Annotated in this window: 13 protein-coding genes; all 13 read right to left on the reverse strand. The window is 62.4% G+C overall.

The window, feature by feature from the left end:
• Positions 1-310: 310 nt before the first annotated feature.
• The gene (gene lpxB, locus C8348_RS10380; protein WP_244293975.1) at positions 311-1,519 is read right to left on the reverse strand and encodes a lipid-A-disaccharide synthase; all 1,209 of its coding nucleotides are present in this window, start codon (positions 1,517-1,519) and stop codon (positions 311-313) included.
• Positions 1,519-2,403 (reverse strand): LpxI family protein, encoded by an 885-nt coding sequence (locus C8348_RS10385; protein ID WP_106753260.1) that lies wholly within the window; start codon positions 2,401-2,403, stop codon positions 1,519-1,521. Before C8348_RS10385 ends, lpxB begins: the two co-directional genes overlap by 1 nt.
• Positions 2,404-2,406: 3 nt before the next feature.
• Positions 2,407-3,204, reverse strand: coding sequence for an acyl-ACP--UDP-N-acetylglucosamine O-acyltransferase (gene lpxA / locus C8348_RS10390; protein ID WP_106753261.1), 798 nt, complete (start codon positions 3,202-3,204; stop codon positions 2,407-2,409).
• A 69-nt stretch (positions 3,205-3,273) separates the two neighbouring features.
• Positions 3,274-3,738, reverse strand: coding sequence for a 3-hydroxyacyl-ACP dehydratase FabZ (gene fabZ / locus C8348_RS10395; protein ID WP_106753262.1), 465 nt, complete (start codon positions 3,736-3,738; stop codon positions 3,274-3,276).
• 63 nt (positions 3,739-3,801) lie between these two features.
• Entirely contained in the window at positions 3,802-4,845 is a 1,044-nt protein-coding gene (gene lpxD, locus C8348_RS10400) for a UDP-3-O-(3-hydroxymyristoyl)glucosamine N-acyltransferase (protein WP_106753263.1), read from the reverse strand.
• Between the two features lie 92 nt (positions 4,846-4,937).
• Entirely contained in the window at positions 4,938-7,310 is a 2,373-nt protein-coding gene (gene bamA / locus C8348_RS10405; protein ID WP_106753264.1) for an outer membrane protein assembly factor BamA, read from the reverse strand.
• Positions 7,311-7,468: 158 nt separating this feature from the next.
• Entirely contained in the window at positions 7,469-8,605 is a 1,137-nt protein-coding gene (gene rseP / locus C8348_RS10410; RefSeq protein ID WP_106753265.1) for an RIP metalloprotease RseP, read from the reverse strand.
• 172 nt (positions 8,606-8,777) lie between these two features.
• The gene (locus C8348_RS10415; protein WP_157950417.1) at positions 8,778-10,028 is read right to left on the reverse strand and encodes a 1-deoxy-D-xylulose-5-phosphate reductoisomerase; all 1,251 of its coding nucleotides are present in this window, start codon (positions 10,026-10,028) and stop codon (positions 8,778-8,780) included.
• Positions 10,029-10,046: 18 nt separating this feature from the next.
• Entirely contained in the window at positions 10,047-10,907 is an 861-nt protein-coding gene (locus C8348_RS10420; RefSeq protein ID WP_106753266.1) for a phosphatidate cytidylyltransferase, read from the reverse strand.
• Positions 10,907-11,686: an isoprenyl transferase gene (locus C8348_RS10425; RefSeq protein ID WP_106753267.1), complete on the reverse strand. Its 780-nt coding sequence runs from the start codon at positions 11,684-11,686 to the stop codon at positions 10,907-10,909. Before C8348_RS10425 ends, C8348_RS10420 begins: the two co-directional genes overlap by 1 nt.
• Positions 11,687-11,717: 31 nt before the next feature.
• A complete protein-coding gene (gene frr / locus C8348_RS10430) occupies positions 11,718-12,281 on the reverse strand; it encodes a ribosome recycling factor (protein ID WP_198647002.1) in 564 nt (187 codons plus the stop codon).
• A 182-nt stretch (positions 12,282-12,463) separates the two neighbouring features.
• Positions 12,464-13,186 carry a UMP kinase gene (gene pyrH / locus C8348_RS10435; RefSeq protein WP_106753268.1) on the reverse strand — a complete coding sequence of 241 codons (723 nt, stop codon included), beginning with the start codon at positions 13,184-13,186 and terminating at the stop codon, positions 12,464-12,466.
• A gap of 87 nt (positions 13,187-13,273) precedes the next feature.
• Entirely contained in the window at positions 13,274-14,197 is a 924-nt protein-coding gene (tsf, locus tag C8348_RS10440) for a translation elongation factor Ts (protein ID WP_106753269.1), read from the reverse strand.
• Positions 14,198-14,373: the final 176 nt, after the last annotated feature.

A 14,373-nucleotide genomic window follows, 5' to 3' on the forward strand; every position in this document is an offset into this window, starting at 1 on the left:
GCTTGATGACAAACCTCGACCCTACCTGCGTCATCCCGGCCAAGCGAAGCGACGAGCCGGGACCGGTGAGCCGGGGCCTCTATCTTTCAAAGGGTTACCATAGGAGAAACCTTGGCTCTCCGGTCCCGGGTCTCCGCTCCGCTGCGCCCAGGATGACGATAGAGGGTATGTCAGCAGTCTGAGGGGCGGCCACAGCCCCTTTACCGTTTGCCGATCACTCGTCAGCGCCTGCGCCAGAACCATCGCGGGCATAGCGCTGCGATGACACAGGTAAGTGCCGGCTTATCCAGGTTCCCCCGCATCAGATTGGTCAGGCGCGGCCGATCAGATCCAGAACGAGGCGAGCCGCCGTGCTGCTCTGGCTGTGGCCATCTGGCAATCGCATGGCTGCGTCGAGATCCGAGAAGGCGTCAACCTGGGCCTGCCGCTCCGGCGATGAGGCAAGCAGGCGCTCCACCACATCGACAAGGCGCTCCGGTGCTGCCGCCTCATCCAGAAATTCCGGAACGACATTTCGCCCCAGAATGATGTTGGGCAACACCATTGAGGACACGGAAGCGATCGGGAAGATCCGGTGGATCTGCTTCAGGCGGCGATAGAACCAGTCGAGGCGGTAGCAGATCGCCATCGGAATGCCTGAGGCCGCCAGTTCAAGGGACACGGTGCCCGAGGCGGCCAGCGCAGCATGGGCGCGGCGGAATGCGGCGAACTTGGCCGCCTCGCCCTCGACCACCGTCACGTCAACCGGCCATGCGGCAACTGTGGACCGGATGCGGGCAGCCAGATGCGGCACAGCCGGCAACAAGATTTCCAGGCCAGGACGACGAGCCAGAAGCAGCTCCGCTGTCTTGCCGAAGTCCTCCAGCAGCATGTCGACTTCACTGCGGCGGCTGCCTGGCAGAAGCAGAAGCACATCGGAGCCTCTGCCGAGCTGTGCTCTTTCGCCAGGGCCGGGACGCAATTCCGCGACGCGCTCGATCAAGGGGTGTCCGACATAAAATGTCGGCGGCCCACCAAGACGGCGATGCGCCTCGGGCTCGAAGGGCAGCAGGGCAAGGAGACGGTCGACATAGACGCTCATCGTCTTGGCCCGGCCCGGGCGCCAGGCCCAGACCGAGGGAGACACATAGTCGACAATAGGGATATGCGCTGCGCGCTTGCGCACCCGCTTTGCGACATTGTGGGTAAAGTCAGGGCTGTCGATGATCACCAGTACATCGGGATCTGCCGCGACTGCCGCATCCACCGTCTGATAGACGCGTTTGACGATGGTTGGCAGTCGGGCCAGCACCGCTGTCAGTCCCATGACGGCAATGTCGGCCAGAGGAAACAGGCTGACCAGCCCTTGCTGCCCCATGCGCTCACCGCCGACACCCGCAAACTCGATCTTACCCGGGTACTGCTGCTTCAGGGCCTGCATCAGGTTGGCCCCGAGCGCGTCACCAGACTCCTCGCCCGCCACGAGAAACACGCGCAAAGCCCGATCCTGTCCGGCACCGGTCATAGGTGGGGTCGCCATCACGCCTGCTCCTCAGGTTCCTGTGGCCGGGCAAGACCATAAACGAACAGGCCGGCAGCACGGGCGGCAGCAAGCGTCGCTGCCCGATCAGCAATCAGCGACCGGCCCGCTTCAACTGCGATGCCGGCGAGACCGGCGGCGCGGGCCAGATCAATCGTACGCGGGCCTATTGCCGGAAGATCCACGCGCAGGTCCTGTCCCGGCTTGGCTGCCTTGACGAGGACACCAACCGCCCCTTTCGCCCGAACCCGCCCATTGGCACGCAGGTCGGCGCAGCGCTGCAGCATTGCATCCGTGCCCTCCGCCCCTTCCAGAGCGATCACACGGCCACCAACTGCCACCGCTGCCTGGCCGATATCCAGCTCGCCCAGCATTCGGACGGCCTGATAGGCCAGATGCATGTCTTCATTGCTGCCGGCCTCCAGCGCGCTGCCGTCTATCACGCCGCCGGGAGCCAGAAGCCCGGGGGCAACATCGGCAACGCCGACAACCTGAAGGTTCTCACCCTCGAAAATGCGAATGACGCGGGTCAGAAGGCTGTCATCACCGCCGACCATCGCCTTCACGATGGTCGGCAGCCGGCGCATGGTGCCGAGATCACCGAGGATCGAGGTAAAGTCCGGACGCCGTGTGATGCCGCCAATCAGGATCACCCGGTCACAGCCGGCTGTGTGCAATGCCTTGAACAACTGGCCGATCTGCCCCCAGCCGAGCTCGTGGTCAGCCTGCGCCGCAAGAGCCGGTTCCGTCTCGCCCTTGATGGCGATGGTCAGCACCGGCTCACCCCGGGCCTTGAGGTCCGCGAGAATTTCCAACGGCAGTTGCCCCCCGCCGGCAATGAGGCCGAGCGGTGCGCGGTCGCCGGTGGCAGGGCCTGAGGTCATGGCTCAGTCGCCCTGCGGGCCGCGTGGGGTACAGAACCGCCGTTCGCCCTCGACCAGGATGAAGTCCAGTACCTGCCGGACCAAGGGCTCCTCGCCCGCGGTGGCAGCCAGTTTCTGGGCCCGGTCACGCAGGGTGCCTTCATCGCTCTCGAACAGGTCGCGGTAGGCGGAGCGCAGGGCATGGATCTGCTCGCGCGGGAAATTGCGCCGCTTCAGACCGACAAGATTAAGGCCACCGAGACGGGCGCGGTTGCCGGTGACCATGCCATAGGGAATGAGGTCGTTCTCAAGGCCGGCAAGGCCGCCGATGAAGGCGTGATCGCCAATGCGGGTGAACTGGATTACGGCAGACCCGCCGCCGAAGATGACGTGGTCGCCGACGGTGACATGACCGGCAATCATGACATTGTTCGACAACACCACATTGCTGCCAATGTGACTGTCATGGCCGACGTGGGAGTTGGCCAGGAAAGCGCAGCGGTCACCAACGGTCGTGGAATGTCCGCCTGCCGCCGTCCCGGGGTTCATCGTCACCCCTTCCCGGATCAGACAGTCGGACCCGATGCTCAAGGTCGCAGGCTCGCCGCGATACTTCAGATCCTGCGGCTGGTGCCCGAGCGAGGCAAAGGGAAAGACGACCGTGCGCGCGCCGATGGTCGTGTCACCGGCCACCACCACGTGGGACTTCATCTCGACGCCATCGCCGATCCTCGCGTCCTTGCCAATGTGACAGAACGGACCGATGCGGACACCTTCGCCAAGGCTTGCGCCGTCCTCGATCACTGCACTTGGATGGATCACAGTCTGAACTCCCCGGCACTTAAGCGGTACTGTTGATGCATTGCTTCAGGAGGGCATGGGCCCGCCCCGTCAGGCATCCACCAGCATCGCACTGATTTCGGCTTCAGCAACCTTGGCCCCGTCGACCATCGCAACGGCCTCGAAACGCCAGATGTTGGAGCGATTGCGGATCTTCTTCACATGAAAATGGACCTGGTCGCCCGGACCTACCGGCTTGCGGAACTTCGCCTTGTCGATGGTCATGAAATAGACCAGCTGCGGCGTGTGATCACTGCCCAGCGAATGCACGCACAAGGCGCCGGCGGTCTGTGCCATCGCCTCGATCAGGAGCACGCCCGGCATGACCGGACGCGTGGGGAAGTGCCCCTGGAAATGCGGCTCGTTGATCGTGACGTTCTTGATGCCGATGCAGGACTCGTCGCCCTTCATCTCGATGATCCTGTCAATCAACAGGAACGGATAGCGATGCGGCAGAAGCTCCATCACCTTCATGATGTCGGCGGATGCCAGGGTCGTGGTGTCTTGATTTTCCATGTTCTCTGCCCCCGTCAAGGGAAAATAGCCTTTGCTGCTCTTTAACCGAGCAGCAGCGTCATGTCAGGTCCCGGAACCGCGTTCGGCCAGCTTTTTCAAAGCTGTCAGTTCACGGAACCATTGTTTTACGGGTTTTGCCGGCGTGCCGCCGTAGCGGCCGCCGGCCGGAACGCTGTCATTGACAACGCTGACAGCCGCAATCTGTGCCCCCATGCCGATCTCGACGTGGCCGGCAACGCCGGACTGGCCGCCGATGGCGACATAATCCGCGAGGGTCGAGGAGCCAGACAGGCCAACCTGCGAGACGATGATGCAATGCCGGCCGATGTTGACGTTGTGTCCGACCTGGACCTGATTGTCGATCCGGGTGCCCTCTCCGACTACGGTGTCGCGGTTGGCTCCGCGGTCGATGGTCGTATTGGCGCCGACCTCGACATCGTCCTGGATAATGACACGGCCGATCTGCGGCACCTTGAGATGGCCGCCCAGACCCATGGCATAGCCAAACCCGTCCTGGCCGATGGCGACGCCCGGATGCAGGATGACGCGATTGCCAAGCAAGGCATGCTGCACAACCGCATTGGCGCCGATATGGCAATCCCGGCCAATGCGCACATTCTGCCCGATCACGGCATTCGGCCCGACATGGCTGCCACTGCCGATCTCGGCGCCAGCCCCAACCACCGCGCCTGGTTCGATGGTCACGTCGTCCTCGAGCCGAGCTTCCGGGTGAACAACAGCGCGCGGCGAGATTCCGGCATCATTGCCATAGGCCGGCAGCGGCGCCATGGCTTGCGGATAGAGGCGCGCCAGAACCTTGGCCCAGGCGCGGTAAGGATCCTTTGAAACCAGCAGCGCGACGCCTTCCGGTACCTTTCCGGCGTGCTTGGGCGCGACGATGCAGGCCGTTGCACGGGTGGCAGCCAGTTGATCAAGGTAGCGCGTGTTGTCAAAAAACACCAACGCCCCCTCTCGAGCATCCTCCAGCGGCGCCACACAGCTGATCGTCAGGTCAGATGCACCGCGCTGCAGCTCTGCGCCACACACTTCGGCCAGTTCGGCAAGAGGCAGCACCGGCATCGGCGCGAAGAACACGGGATCAGCCATTCGACGGCTCCTTACAGCCGGCGCGACCGGCTCTCAAAAAGCAAACGGCCGCCGAGGCAAGCGGCGGCCGTAGCTCAAACATGTGTACGACCTTAGAAGCGGGTACCGCCGGACAGGCGGAACACCTGGGTCTGGTCGCCCTTCTGCTTCATGATCGGCCAGGCGAAGTCCATGCGCAACGGACCGAACGGGGACACCCAACGGACGCCGAAGCCGGCAGATGCACGCAGGTCGAAGCCGTTCGAATTGACACCATTGGTGCCGACCGCCTTGATCAGCTTGGAATCGGCATCCCACAGCGAACCGGCATCGGCGAAGACTGCGCCGCTCAGGCCGAACTCTTCCGGGATGACCGGGAAGGGGAAAGTCGCTTCCAGCGTACCAGCAACATAGAAACGCCCGCCAATCGCATCGCCCGTCTTGCGGTCACGCGGACCGATGCCACCGTTCTCGAAGCCGCGAACCATGTCGCCGCCCATCATGAACTGGTCGGAAATGCGAAGACGCTTGCTGCCCAGGGCCTGGATATGACCACCACGCAGGGTGATGTTGCCGACGATACCAGCGTCCGGATAGATCTCCTTGTAGAGACGCCCTTCCGCAGTCGTGCGGATAAACTGAGCGTCACCACCGATACCGGCGAATTCCTGCTGGAACTTGCCATAGAGGCCGTCCGACGGATTCTGGTTGCTGTCGAGGGTGTTGTAGATCAGCGCGTAGCCGGCCAGCGACGTGAGGTAAGTACCAAGCGAGTCGCAAACCGCCGGAGACAGATCCGGGTTCTTCGAGCAGTTAGACAGACCTGTCGCCAGCTTCTTCGGATCGGTGATCTTGGTCTCATAGATGTTGTAGAACAGCTTGAGAGCCAGCTCATCTTCCCGAAGCGGCAGAGTGAAGCCAAAGCCACCGCCGGTCACGTCTTCCTTGTAGCTGCGGTAGTCGTTCTTGTCCGAAACGCGGCGATATGCGTCAAGGTCGAGCGCGATACGACGACCGAGGAAGAACGGCTCACGGAACTGGAACTCGTAGTTCTGCGAAGACTTGCCGCCGCCGACACCAACGCGAACATACTGGCCACGGCCAAGGAAGTTCTTCTCGCTGATCGAAACATCACCAATGATGCCATCGGATGTCGAGTAACCGATGCCGAACGAGACTTCGCCGGTTGCCTGTTCCTCGACATCAACGTTGATGATCACGCGATCGGGCGAGCTGCCGCGCTCGGACGTGATCCGCACTTCCTTGAAGAAGCCGGTGTTGCGCAGCCGGCGCTCGGCCTTGTCAAGCAGGACACGATTGAACGCATCGCCTTCGGCAAGATCAAACTCGCGGCGGATTACATACTCACGGGTGCGATCGTTGCCGCGGATGTTGATCCGCTCGACATAGGCACGCGGACCTTCCTCGATGTTGTACACGAGGTCGATCGTCTTGGTCTCGTAATTGCGGAGGGCGCGCGGGCGCACTTCCGCAAAGGCATACCCATCTTCAGACACCTTCAGAGTGATGTCTTCCAGCGTCTGCTCGACACGGCGCGAATTATACGTATCACCGGACCGGGTGCGTACGTTGCCCTTCAGCGCTTCCGGATCGATCGAGGACAGCGAGCTCTGGATCTCGACATTGCCGATTTCGTATTTCTCGCCTTCCTCAACGGTGAAGGTGACGAAGAACACGTTCTGTTCGCGATCAAGATCGGCGCTGGTGGCAACGATGCGGAAATCGGCGTAACCGTTCTGGTAGTAGAACTGGCGCAGCAGTTCCTGATCGGCAGCGAGGCGATCCGGGTCATAGGTGTCCGTGCTGCGCAGCCAGCTCAGCAGCCCGCTTTCACGGGTACGAATGACTTCCCGCAGACGACGGTCACTGAAATTGCCGTTGCCGATGAAGGTGATGCGCTCGACACCGGTCTTTTCACCCTCTGAAATCTCGAACACGAGATCAACGCGGTTGTTACCGCGATCAATGATCTTCGGCTCCACGGACGCCCGATAGCGACCTGTGCGGCGATAGGCTTCCAGAATATTCTGAACGTCGGACTGCACCTTCGAGCGCGTCAGCATGGAGCGCTCGGTGGTCCGCACAGCCGTCTTGAGCTGGTCGTCGGAAACGCGGCGATTGCCTTCGAAAGAAACACGACCGATGACCGGGTTCTCTTTCACGGTGACAACGAGCGTGCCGCCTTCGGAACTGATGCGGACGTCCTCAAACAGACCCGTCGCAAACAGCGCCTTCAGGGACTCATCAACATCAGCCGCAGAATAGGACCGGCCACGCTGGATTGTCAGGTAGCTGACAACCGTCTCGCCCTCGATGCGCGTATTGCCACGCACAACGATATTGCCGGCGACCGCGGCTTCAGCGCTCGTGACAGAAAGACCGAACGGGTCAGGAATGATCCCGCCAGCCACAAAGAGCGGTGCCGACAAAATAACGGCACGAGAAATTTTCCGCAGTCGCTGCATATCCGAGCTATGCCTTTTTCAATTGAGACCGGATTAGGGCCTTCGTCAGATTCTCAGCATCCGGCATGGTTTTTACATCCTTTTGCCGAATACGCAACCGCAAGCCTCACCCGAAACGGATTTCATTTGAAGGCGTTGCGGCCATGTCACGCCTGCGGTCACCCGCCTGCGAGACGCGATACATCATTCCATGTCGCAAACACCATCAGCATCAGGACCAGGGCGATACCGATCCGGAAACCGACATCCTGAACCCGCTCGCTCAAGGGTTTGCCACGTACGGCTTCCACCGCGTAGTAGACCAGATGGCCACCATCCAGCATCGGGACGGGCATCAGGTTGAGAAGACCGATGGACACCGAGAGGACGGCCGCCAGTTGCAGGAGAGGAATGATCCCCAGCTCCGCCACTTGTCCGGAGACCTGCGCCACCCGGATCGGGCCACCCAGTTGATCGGCCGACTCCCGGCCCGTCACCACCTTGGACAGATAATCGAGCGTGCGGGCGGCGATGAACCAAGTCTCGCGCGCGCCTTCGGCCACGGCCTCCACCGGTCCGTACTGGACCCGGGTCAGGTCCGCCTGGGCCGGCGACCGGGTAACACCGAGAAGACCAACCTTCTGGGTACCGCCGAAGCCGTCGGAGATTTCCTTGTACTGGGGCGTCACGACGACACGCACCACCTCCCCCTTGCGGTCGACATCCAGCGTCAGCGGGACATCGGCGCTCGCAGAGACGATCCGCTGCAGATCGGTGAAGGTGGTGATCTGCCGACCATCAACAGAAAGAACAAGATCGCCGGGCTGCAGGCCGGCCTGTTCGGCGGCGCTGCCCGGATGGATCTCCTGCAGCAGCGGGGTCGTGACCACCTTGCCATAGATACCGAACACAAAGGCAAAGATCACGATGGAAAGAAGGAAGTTGGCAATGGGCCCGGCTGCAACGACTGCGGCCCGCTGCCAGACTGGCTTCGCCGGGAACGTCCCAGCCCGCTCGGCATCGGTCATACCGGCAAGCCCTGAGCGATCCGGCATGCTGGCCGCATTCTCGTCGCCCGCAAACTTTACATATCCACCGAGGGGAATCAGGCTGAGTTTCCAGCGCGTGCCGTGGCGGTCATTGAAACCGGCCAGTTCGCGGCCGAATCCGACCGAAAATGCATCCACCCGCACCCCGCACCAGCGGGCAACGAGAAAGTGGCCAAGCTCATGGAAAAACACGACAATCGTCAGGACAAACAAAAAGGCGGCGAGCATCGTCACCGACTGGGTCAGATAACCTGAAACAAGGTCCATACGCTTTTCCTACGCCGAGGGAGGCGGACCAGAGGGGCCTCCCCGTTACCAGAACCCTAAAGCTCAAATCGTAATTGTAGTTTAACATAGCGACACAGGTTCGCGCTGGCCAGCCCGGAACACATGACGCGCAAGATGCATGCGGGATAATTGCGGAGCATCGGCTGGCGTGTCAGGCGGCCCGGCGCGCAATCGCCTGCATGGCCTGCCGCCGGGCGGCCGCATCCAGATCCAGAACTGCCTCGACCGAAGCCGGTGCCGTGAGCGCATGCGCGCCGGACATCACCTCCAGAACATCGGCAACCACTGCGGCAATATCGAGAAACCCGATGTGCCCGGAGAGGAAGGCGGCGACGGCTTCCTCATCAGCGGCATTGAGCGCGGCAGGCGCCCCGCCGCCATTGCGCATGGCGGTCAGAGCCAGGCCAAGCGCTGGAAAGCGTTCCGGGTCCGGCGCCTCGAATGTCAGGGTTGCGAGCCGGGCGAGATCCAGCCGGGCGACCGGCAGATCCAGGCGGTGCGGCCAGGCCAGGCAATGGGCGATGGGCGTGCGCATGTCGGGACTGCCCATCTGCGCCAGAAGCGAGCCATCCTTGTACTGCACCATGCCGTGGATCACGGACTGGGGATGCACCAGGACATCCAGTTGATCATGGGAAAGCGGGAACAGATGTGAGGCTTCGATCACCTCCAGTCCCTTGTTCATCAGTGTGGCGCTGTCGATCGTGATGCGGCTGCCCATGTCCCAGTTGGGGTGGCGCAGGGCCTCTGCCGGGGTAACGTGTCGCATTTCCTCAAGCGACGTGGTGCGGAACGGACCGCCGGACGCCGTCAGGACGACTTTCTCGACCTCGGCAAGGTTGCGGCTTTCCAGCACCTGGAAAATGGCATTGTGCTCGCTGTCCATCGGCAGGACGGCAACCTGCTGTCGCCGGGCTTCCGCCATGAACAGGTCGCCGGCGCAGACCAGGCACTCCTTGTTGGCAAGCGCGATGGTGCGTCCTGCCCGCAGGGCGGCGAAGGTCGGTGCAAGACCTGCGGCCCCGACGATGCCAGCGACGACGATATCGGCCGGATGGAGCGCGGCCTCGGCAACGGCGGACGGCCCTGCCCCGCTCGCGATCCCGCTTCCCGACAGCGCTTGCGCCAGACGGTCTTGCCCTTGCGGATCGGCAAGGGCCGCAAAACGCACCTTGAACTCGCGCGCCAGTGCCGCCAGTTCGTCGGCACGCCGGCCAGCGACCAGGGCGACCACCTCATAGCGGTCCGGATGATGGCGGACAATGTCGAGCGTGCTCTTGCCAATGGAGCCGGTGGCGCCGAGCACAACGAGACGGACAGGCTGTACGGATCGGGACAGACGCGATGCCGGATCAGCCTCAAGGCCCGGTGCCGCGGAAACGAAACGGTTGCTGGGGGTCACGACAGTCCCTTGTTTGGGTCAGCCAAGGCCAAGGCCGGAGACCGGTTCATGCAGGGTGCCGCCCAGCAGAAGGCCCATAAGCGCGGCGGCAACCGAGGCAGCGACAAGGCCGTCGACCCGGTCCATCATGCCGCCATGCCCTGGGATGAGAGCCCCGGAATCCTTGACGCCGAAGCGGCGCTTGACGGCGGATTCCGCAAGATCTCCGATCTGAGACACCACAGACAGTACGATGGCGAGGCCGAACCAGACCAGCAAGCCCTCACGGCCATAAAAGGCAGCGGCACCAACACCTGCCAGAGCGCCGGCAACCAGTCCGCCAATGGCTCCCGACCAGGTTTTCTTCGGCGAGATACGAGACCACAGTTTCGGTCCACCGAACCGGCGACCGACAAAATAGGCGGCAATGTCGGTCACCCAGACAGTTGCAATGAGGAAGAAGCTGAAGGCCTCGCCGATCTCGCCGCGACGAACGACCAGCAATGCGCCGACAGACAGGGTCGCGTAGAGCAAGCCTTCTGCGGCCCAGCGGCCGGGCCGCGCGCCGCCTGCGGCCGCATAAAGCGCTGCTGTCGCGCCGGCAAGGCCTGCCAAGGCAGCCAGTTCATAGGAGAGGTGTACCAGGATTGTGAAGGCCAGAACCGAAGCATAGCCGAGAAGCGGTACAAGACCGGTTTTCGGCGCACCGATGATCAGCAGCCATTCACGCAGGATCACCAACCCGCCAAAAGCAATCAAGACCGTATAGGGCTCCTCGCCCCACCAGACAACCGCCAGAACAAGCGGCCCGAGCACCAGGGCCGAAAGGACGCGGGCGCGCAAGTCCGACGCCGGACGCCGGGGTGCTCCGTCTCCGGAGCCAGTATCAGTTCCGCCCATCAGCCCCCTCCCGCCGACACCGCACCAAACCGCCGCTCGCGCGCGGAAAACGCATCGAGAGCCGCGTCAAAGGCTGCAGCATCGAAATCCGGCCACATGACCGGCGAGAATACGAATTCCGCATAGGCGGCCTGCCAGAGCAGGAAGTTCGACAGGCGCTGTTCGCCGCTGGTGCGGATGATGAGGTCCGGGTCGGGAATGTCCGACGTATCGAGCCGGGACGAAATGTCCTGCTCGCTGAGGCTTGCCGGATCGAGTTGCCCGGCAGCCGCAGCTTCGGCCAACTGACGTGCTGCCCTGAGGATCTCGTCCCGCCCTCCGTAGTTGAAGGCCACAACGAGAGTCATGCCGGTGTTGGCGCGGGTCAGGGCCTCCGCCTCATCAAGCAGGGCGCAAATGCCAGGCTCAAGGCCCGCGCGAGCGCCTATGACACGAACGCGTATGTTGGCCTGGTGCAATTCCGACAGGTCACGTTGAACGAAGCGGCGCAGCAACCCCATCAGGAAGCTCACTTCGGTCGGCGGCCTGCTCCAGTTCTCGGAGGAGAAACTGTAGACTGTGACAAAGTCGATGCCGCGCTGCCCGGCATGCCGGATGGCACCGCGCAGGGCATCGAGACCTTGGCGATGACCTTCTGTCCGGGGGAGCCCACGCGCATTGGCCCAGCGACCGTTGCCATCCATGATGATGGCAACATGCCGCGGAACGCCATGTCGCTTGGCGGCCTCCCGAGGGATCTGACCGGGCTTCAGCAAACCGCTGTCAGGACTGGTTGTCATTCACACCCTCGGCGCCGCGCGGGATCAGGTCTCAGACCTGGGAAATTTCCTGCTGCTTCTTGTCCAGCATGCTGTCGACTTCCGCGATGCGGCCATCCGTCAGCTTCTGGACGTCATCCGAGGCGACGCGCGCGTCATCCTGGCTGATCTTGCTGTCTTTTTCGAGTTTCTTGATCAGGTCCATGCCGTCGCGGCGGACATGGCGAATGGAAACCTTCGCCGCTTCCGCATACTTGTGCGCGACCTTGATGAGTTCCTGGCGCCGCTCCGCGTTCAGCTCCGGGATCGGCAGACGCAGCAGCTGGCCATCGATCACCGGGTTGAGACCGAGGCTCGATTCGCGGATTGCCTTTTCGACGGCGCTGACCATGCCCTTGTCCCAGACCTGGATCGCGACCATGCGCGGCTCGGGAACCGATACGGTGCCGACCTGGGCAATCGGCATGGTCTGGCCATAGGCGGTCACGACAATCGCATCAAGCATGCTGGAAGATGCGCGGCCGGTGCGCAGACCCGACAATTCGGTTTTCAGTACGCCGAGTGCACCCTGCATCCGACGCTCAAGATCTCCAAGATCGACACCTTCTACCGGCATTTTGATCCTCGCAATTCATGTTTGTAGGGGCCCGGACGGGCCGGGGCGCAACGATGGCACAATCTTGTTCAAAGACAAGAATTACCGAACCATTGCAACGATAATCACACCCAGTCCCCATGCCTTTGCTCTCGCTCCGGCCACTGAACGGACGAACGGTGCGAAAGCCCGGCGGGACTGATTCAGGCTGCGCTGACCACAGTATAGCGGCCACGCTGCAGAAGCACATCCACAAGCGAACCGGGCGTGTGGATGGAGAAGACAACAACAGGGATCCTGTTGTCCCGGGCGAGCGCGATGGCTGTCGTATCCATGACCTTGAGATTGCGGTTGATCACATCGTCATAGGTCAGTTCGGTGTAGCGCTCGGCATGCGGATTGATCTTCGGATCCTCGGAATAGATGCCGTCGACCTGTGTGCCTTTCAGGAAGGCGTCGCACTTCATCTCGGCCGCACGCAGCGCCGCACCCGAATCGGTGGTGAAGAACGGGTTGCCCGTGCCGCCAGCGAAAACGATGACGTCACCGTCTTCCATGTAGCGCTCGGCACCACGCTGGGTAAACGTCTCGCAGATCGAGGGCACAGGCACCGCAGACAGCACGCGAGCCGGCACTTCCTGGCGACGCAGGGCATCGGCCAGGGTCAGGCTGTTCATGACGGTCGCCAGCATCCCCATGTGATCGCCGGTAACCCGGTTGCCGCCCTTTGCGGCAACGGCGACACCGCGGAAGATGTTGCCGCCACCCACCACCAGGCCGACCTGCGCGCCGAGCTTGACCGCGTTGGCCACTTCCACCGCAATGCGCTCGACGACCGAGGGATCGATGCCGAAAGGCTGGCTGCCCATCAGGGCTTCACCGGAGAGTTTCAGCAGGACCCTGCGCCAGCGCAACGTGGTGGTCATCGGCACACCTTCTTTTGTGTTTATGGAACGACGGAAATCAAACAGCAGTCAGAAAAAAGGCGCCGGGGTCGCCGGCGCCTTTGGCATTCAGTGGCCGGCGGCCGCGGCCACTTCGGCCGCGAAGTCCGTTTCTTCTTTCTCGATGCCTTCACCGAGAGCGAAGCGGACGAAGCCGGTGAGCTTCACAGGGGTGCCAAGATCCTTGGCCAGGGCCTCGACGGCCTGTTCAACGGTCTTCTCCGGGTCGATGACAAACGCCTGCTTCACGAGGGTCACTTCCTCGTAGAACTTGCGGATGCGGCCTTCCACCATCTTCTCGATGATGTTGTCCGGCTTGCCGGACTCGCGCGCCTGCTCGATGAACACGTTGCGCTCACGCTCGACAACGGCCGGATCCAGCTGGTCGACGTTCAGCGACAGCGGGCTGGTGGCGGCGATGTGCATGGCGATCTGGCGGCCGAGACCGTTCAGCTTGTCCTTGTCACCGGCCGATTCCAGCGCGACGAGCACGCCGATCTTGCCAAGACCGTCGGTCACAGCGCTGTGGATGTAGGTGGCGACAACGCCTTCCGACACGGCCAGTACGGCAGCACGGCGCAGGGTCATGTTCTCGCCGATGGTGGCGATGTTGTCCTTGATGACGGCATCAACGGACTTGTCGGCACCCGGGTAGGTCGCGGCAGAGATCGCCTCGACATCAGAACCGGTCTCGATTGCGACGCTGACTACGTCGCGGACGAGCTTCTGGAAGCCATCGTTGCGCGCAACGAAGTCTGTCTCGGAATTCAGCTCGATCACTGCGGCCTTGATTCCGTGGGAGGCAACGCCAACCAGACCTTCAGCGGCAACACGGCCAGCCTTCTTGGCAGCCTTTGCAAGGCCTTTGGTGCGCAGCCAGTCGATTGCTGCTTCCATGTCGCCGCCCGTCTCGTTCAGGGCAGTCTTGCAGTCCATCATGCCCGCGCCGGTCTTCTCGCGGAGCTCTTTTACCATCGCTGCGGAAATGCTCATCGAACGCCTCGTGGATCGGGGGTTACAATTGTTGCCCGGTTTAGCGCATGCGCCACCGCGGCTTTATGACGATATGCATGGGTTATTCACACATATCGGGCCCTCGCTGATGCCGTCTGGCAAGCAGACAACCTGAGGGCCGGGCGAATTCTACGGACAGTCACGGAACGGGCCAT

Source organism: Pannonibacter carbonis (assembly GCF_003012935.1).
Lineage (GTDB): Bacteria > Pseudomonadota > Alphaproteobacteria > Rhizobiales > Stappiaceae > Pannonibacter > Pannonibacter carbonis.

What these genes read in the sequence shown, in the direction of transcription:
- lpxB (WP_244293975.1), bottom strand. Translation starts at nt 1,519, where the DNA reads ATGGCGACCCCACCTATGACCGGTGCCGGACAGGATCGGGCTTTGCGC.
- C8348_RS10385 (WP_106753260.1), bottom strand. Translation starts at nt 2,403, where the DNA reads ATGACCTCAGGCCCTGCCACCGGCGACCGCGCACCGCTCGGCCTCATT.
- fabZ (WP_106753262.1), bottom strand. Translation starts at nt 3,738, where the DNA reads ATGGAAAATCAAGACACCACGACCCTGGCATCCGCCGACATCATGAAG.
- lpxD (WP_106753263.1), bottom strand. Translation starts at nt 4,845, where the DNA reads ATGGCTGATCCCGTGTTCTTCGCGCCGATGCCGGTGCTGCCTCTTGCC.
- bamA (WP_106753264.1), bottom strand. Translation starts at nt 7,310, where the DNA reads ATGCAGCGACTGCGGAAAATTTCTCGTGCCGTTATTTTGTCGGCACCG.
- rseP (WP_106753265.1), bottom strand. Translation starts at nt 8,605, where the DNA reads ATGGACCTTGTTTCAGGTTATCTGACCCAGTCGGTGACGATGCTCGCC.
- C8348_RS10420 (WP_106753266.1), bottom strand. Translation starts at nt 10,907, where the DNA reads ATGGGCGGAACTGATACTGGCTCCGGAGACGGAGCACCCCGGCGTCCG.
- C8348_RS10425 (WP_106753267.1), bottom strand. Translation starts at nt 11,686, where the DNA reads ATGACAACCAGTCCTGACAGCGGTTTGCTGAAGCCCGGTCAGATCCCT.
- frr (WP_198647002.1), bottom strand. Translation starts at nt 12,281, where the DNA reads ATGCCGGTAGAAGGTGTCGATCTTGGAGATCTTGAGCGTCGGATGCAG.
- pyrH (WP_106753268.1), bottom strand. Translation starts at nt 13,186, where the DNA reads ATGACCACCACGTTGCGCTGGCGCAGGGTCCTGCTGAAACTCTCCGGT.
- tsf (WP_106753269.1), bottom strand. Translation starts at nt 14,197, where the DNA reads ATGAGCATTTCCGCAGCGATGGTAAAAGAGCTCCGCGAGAAGACCGGC.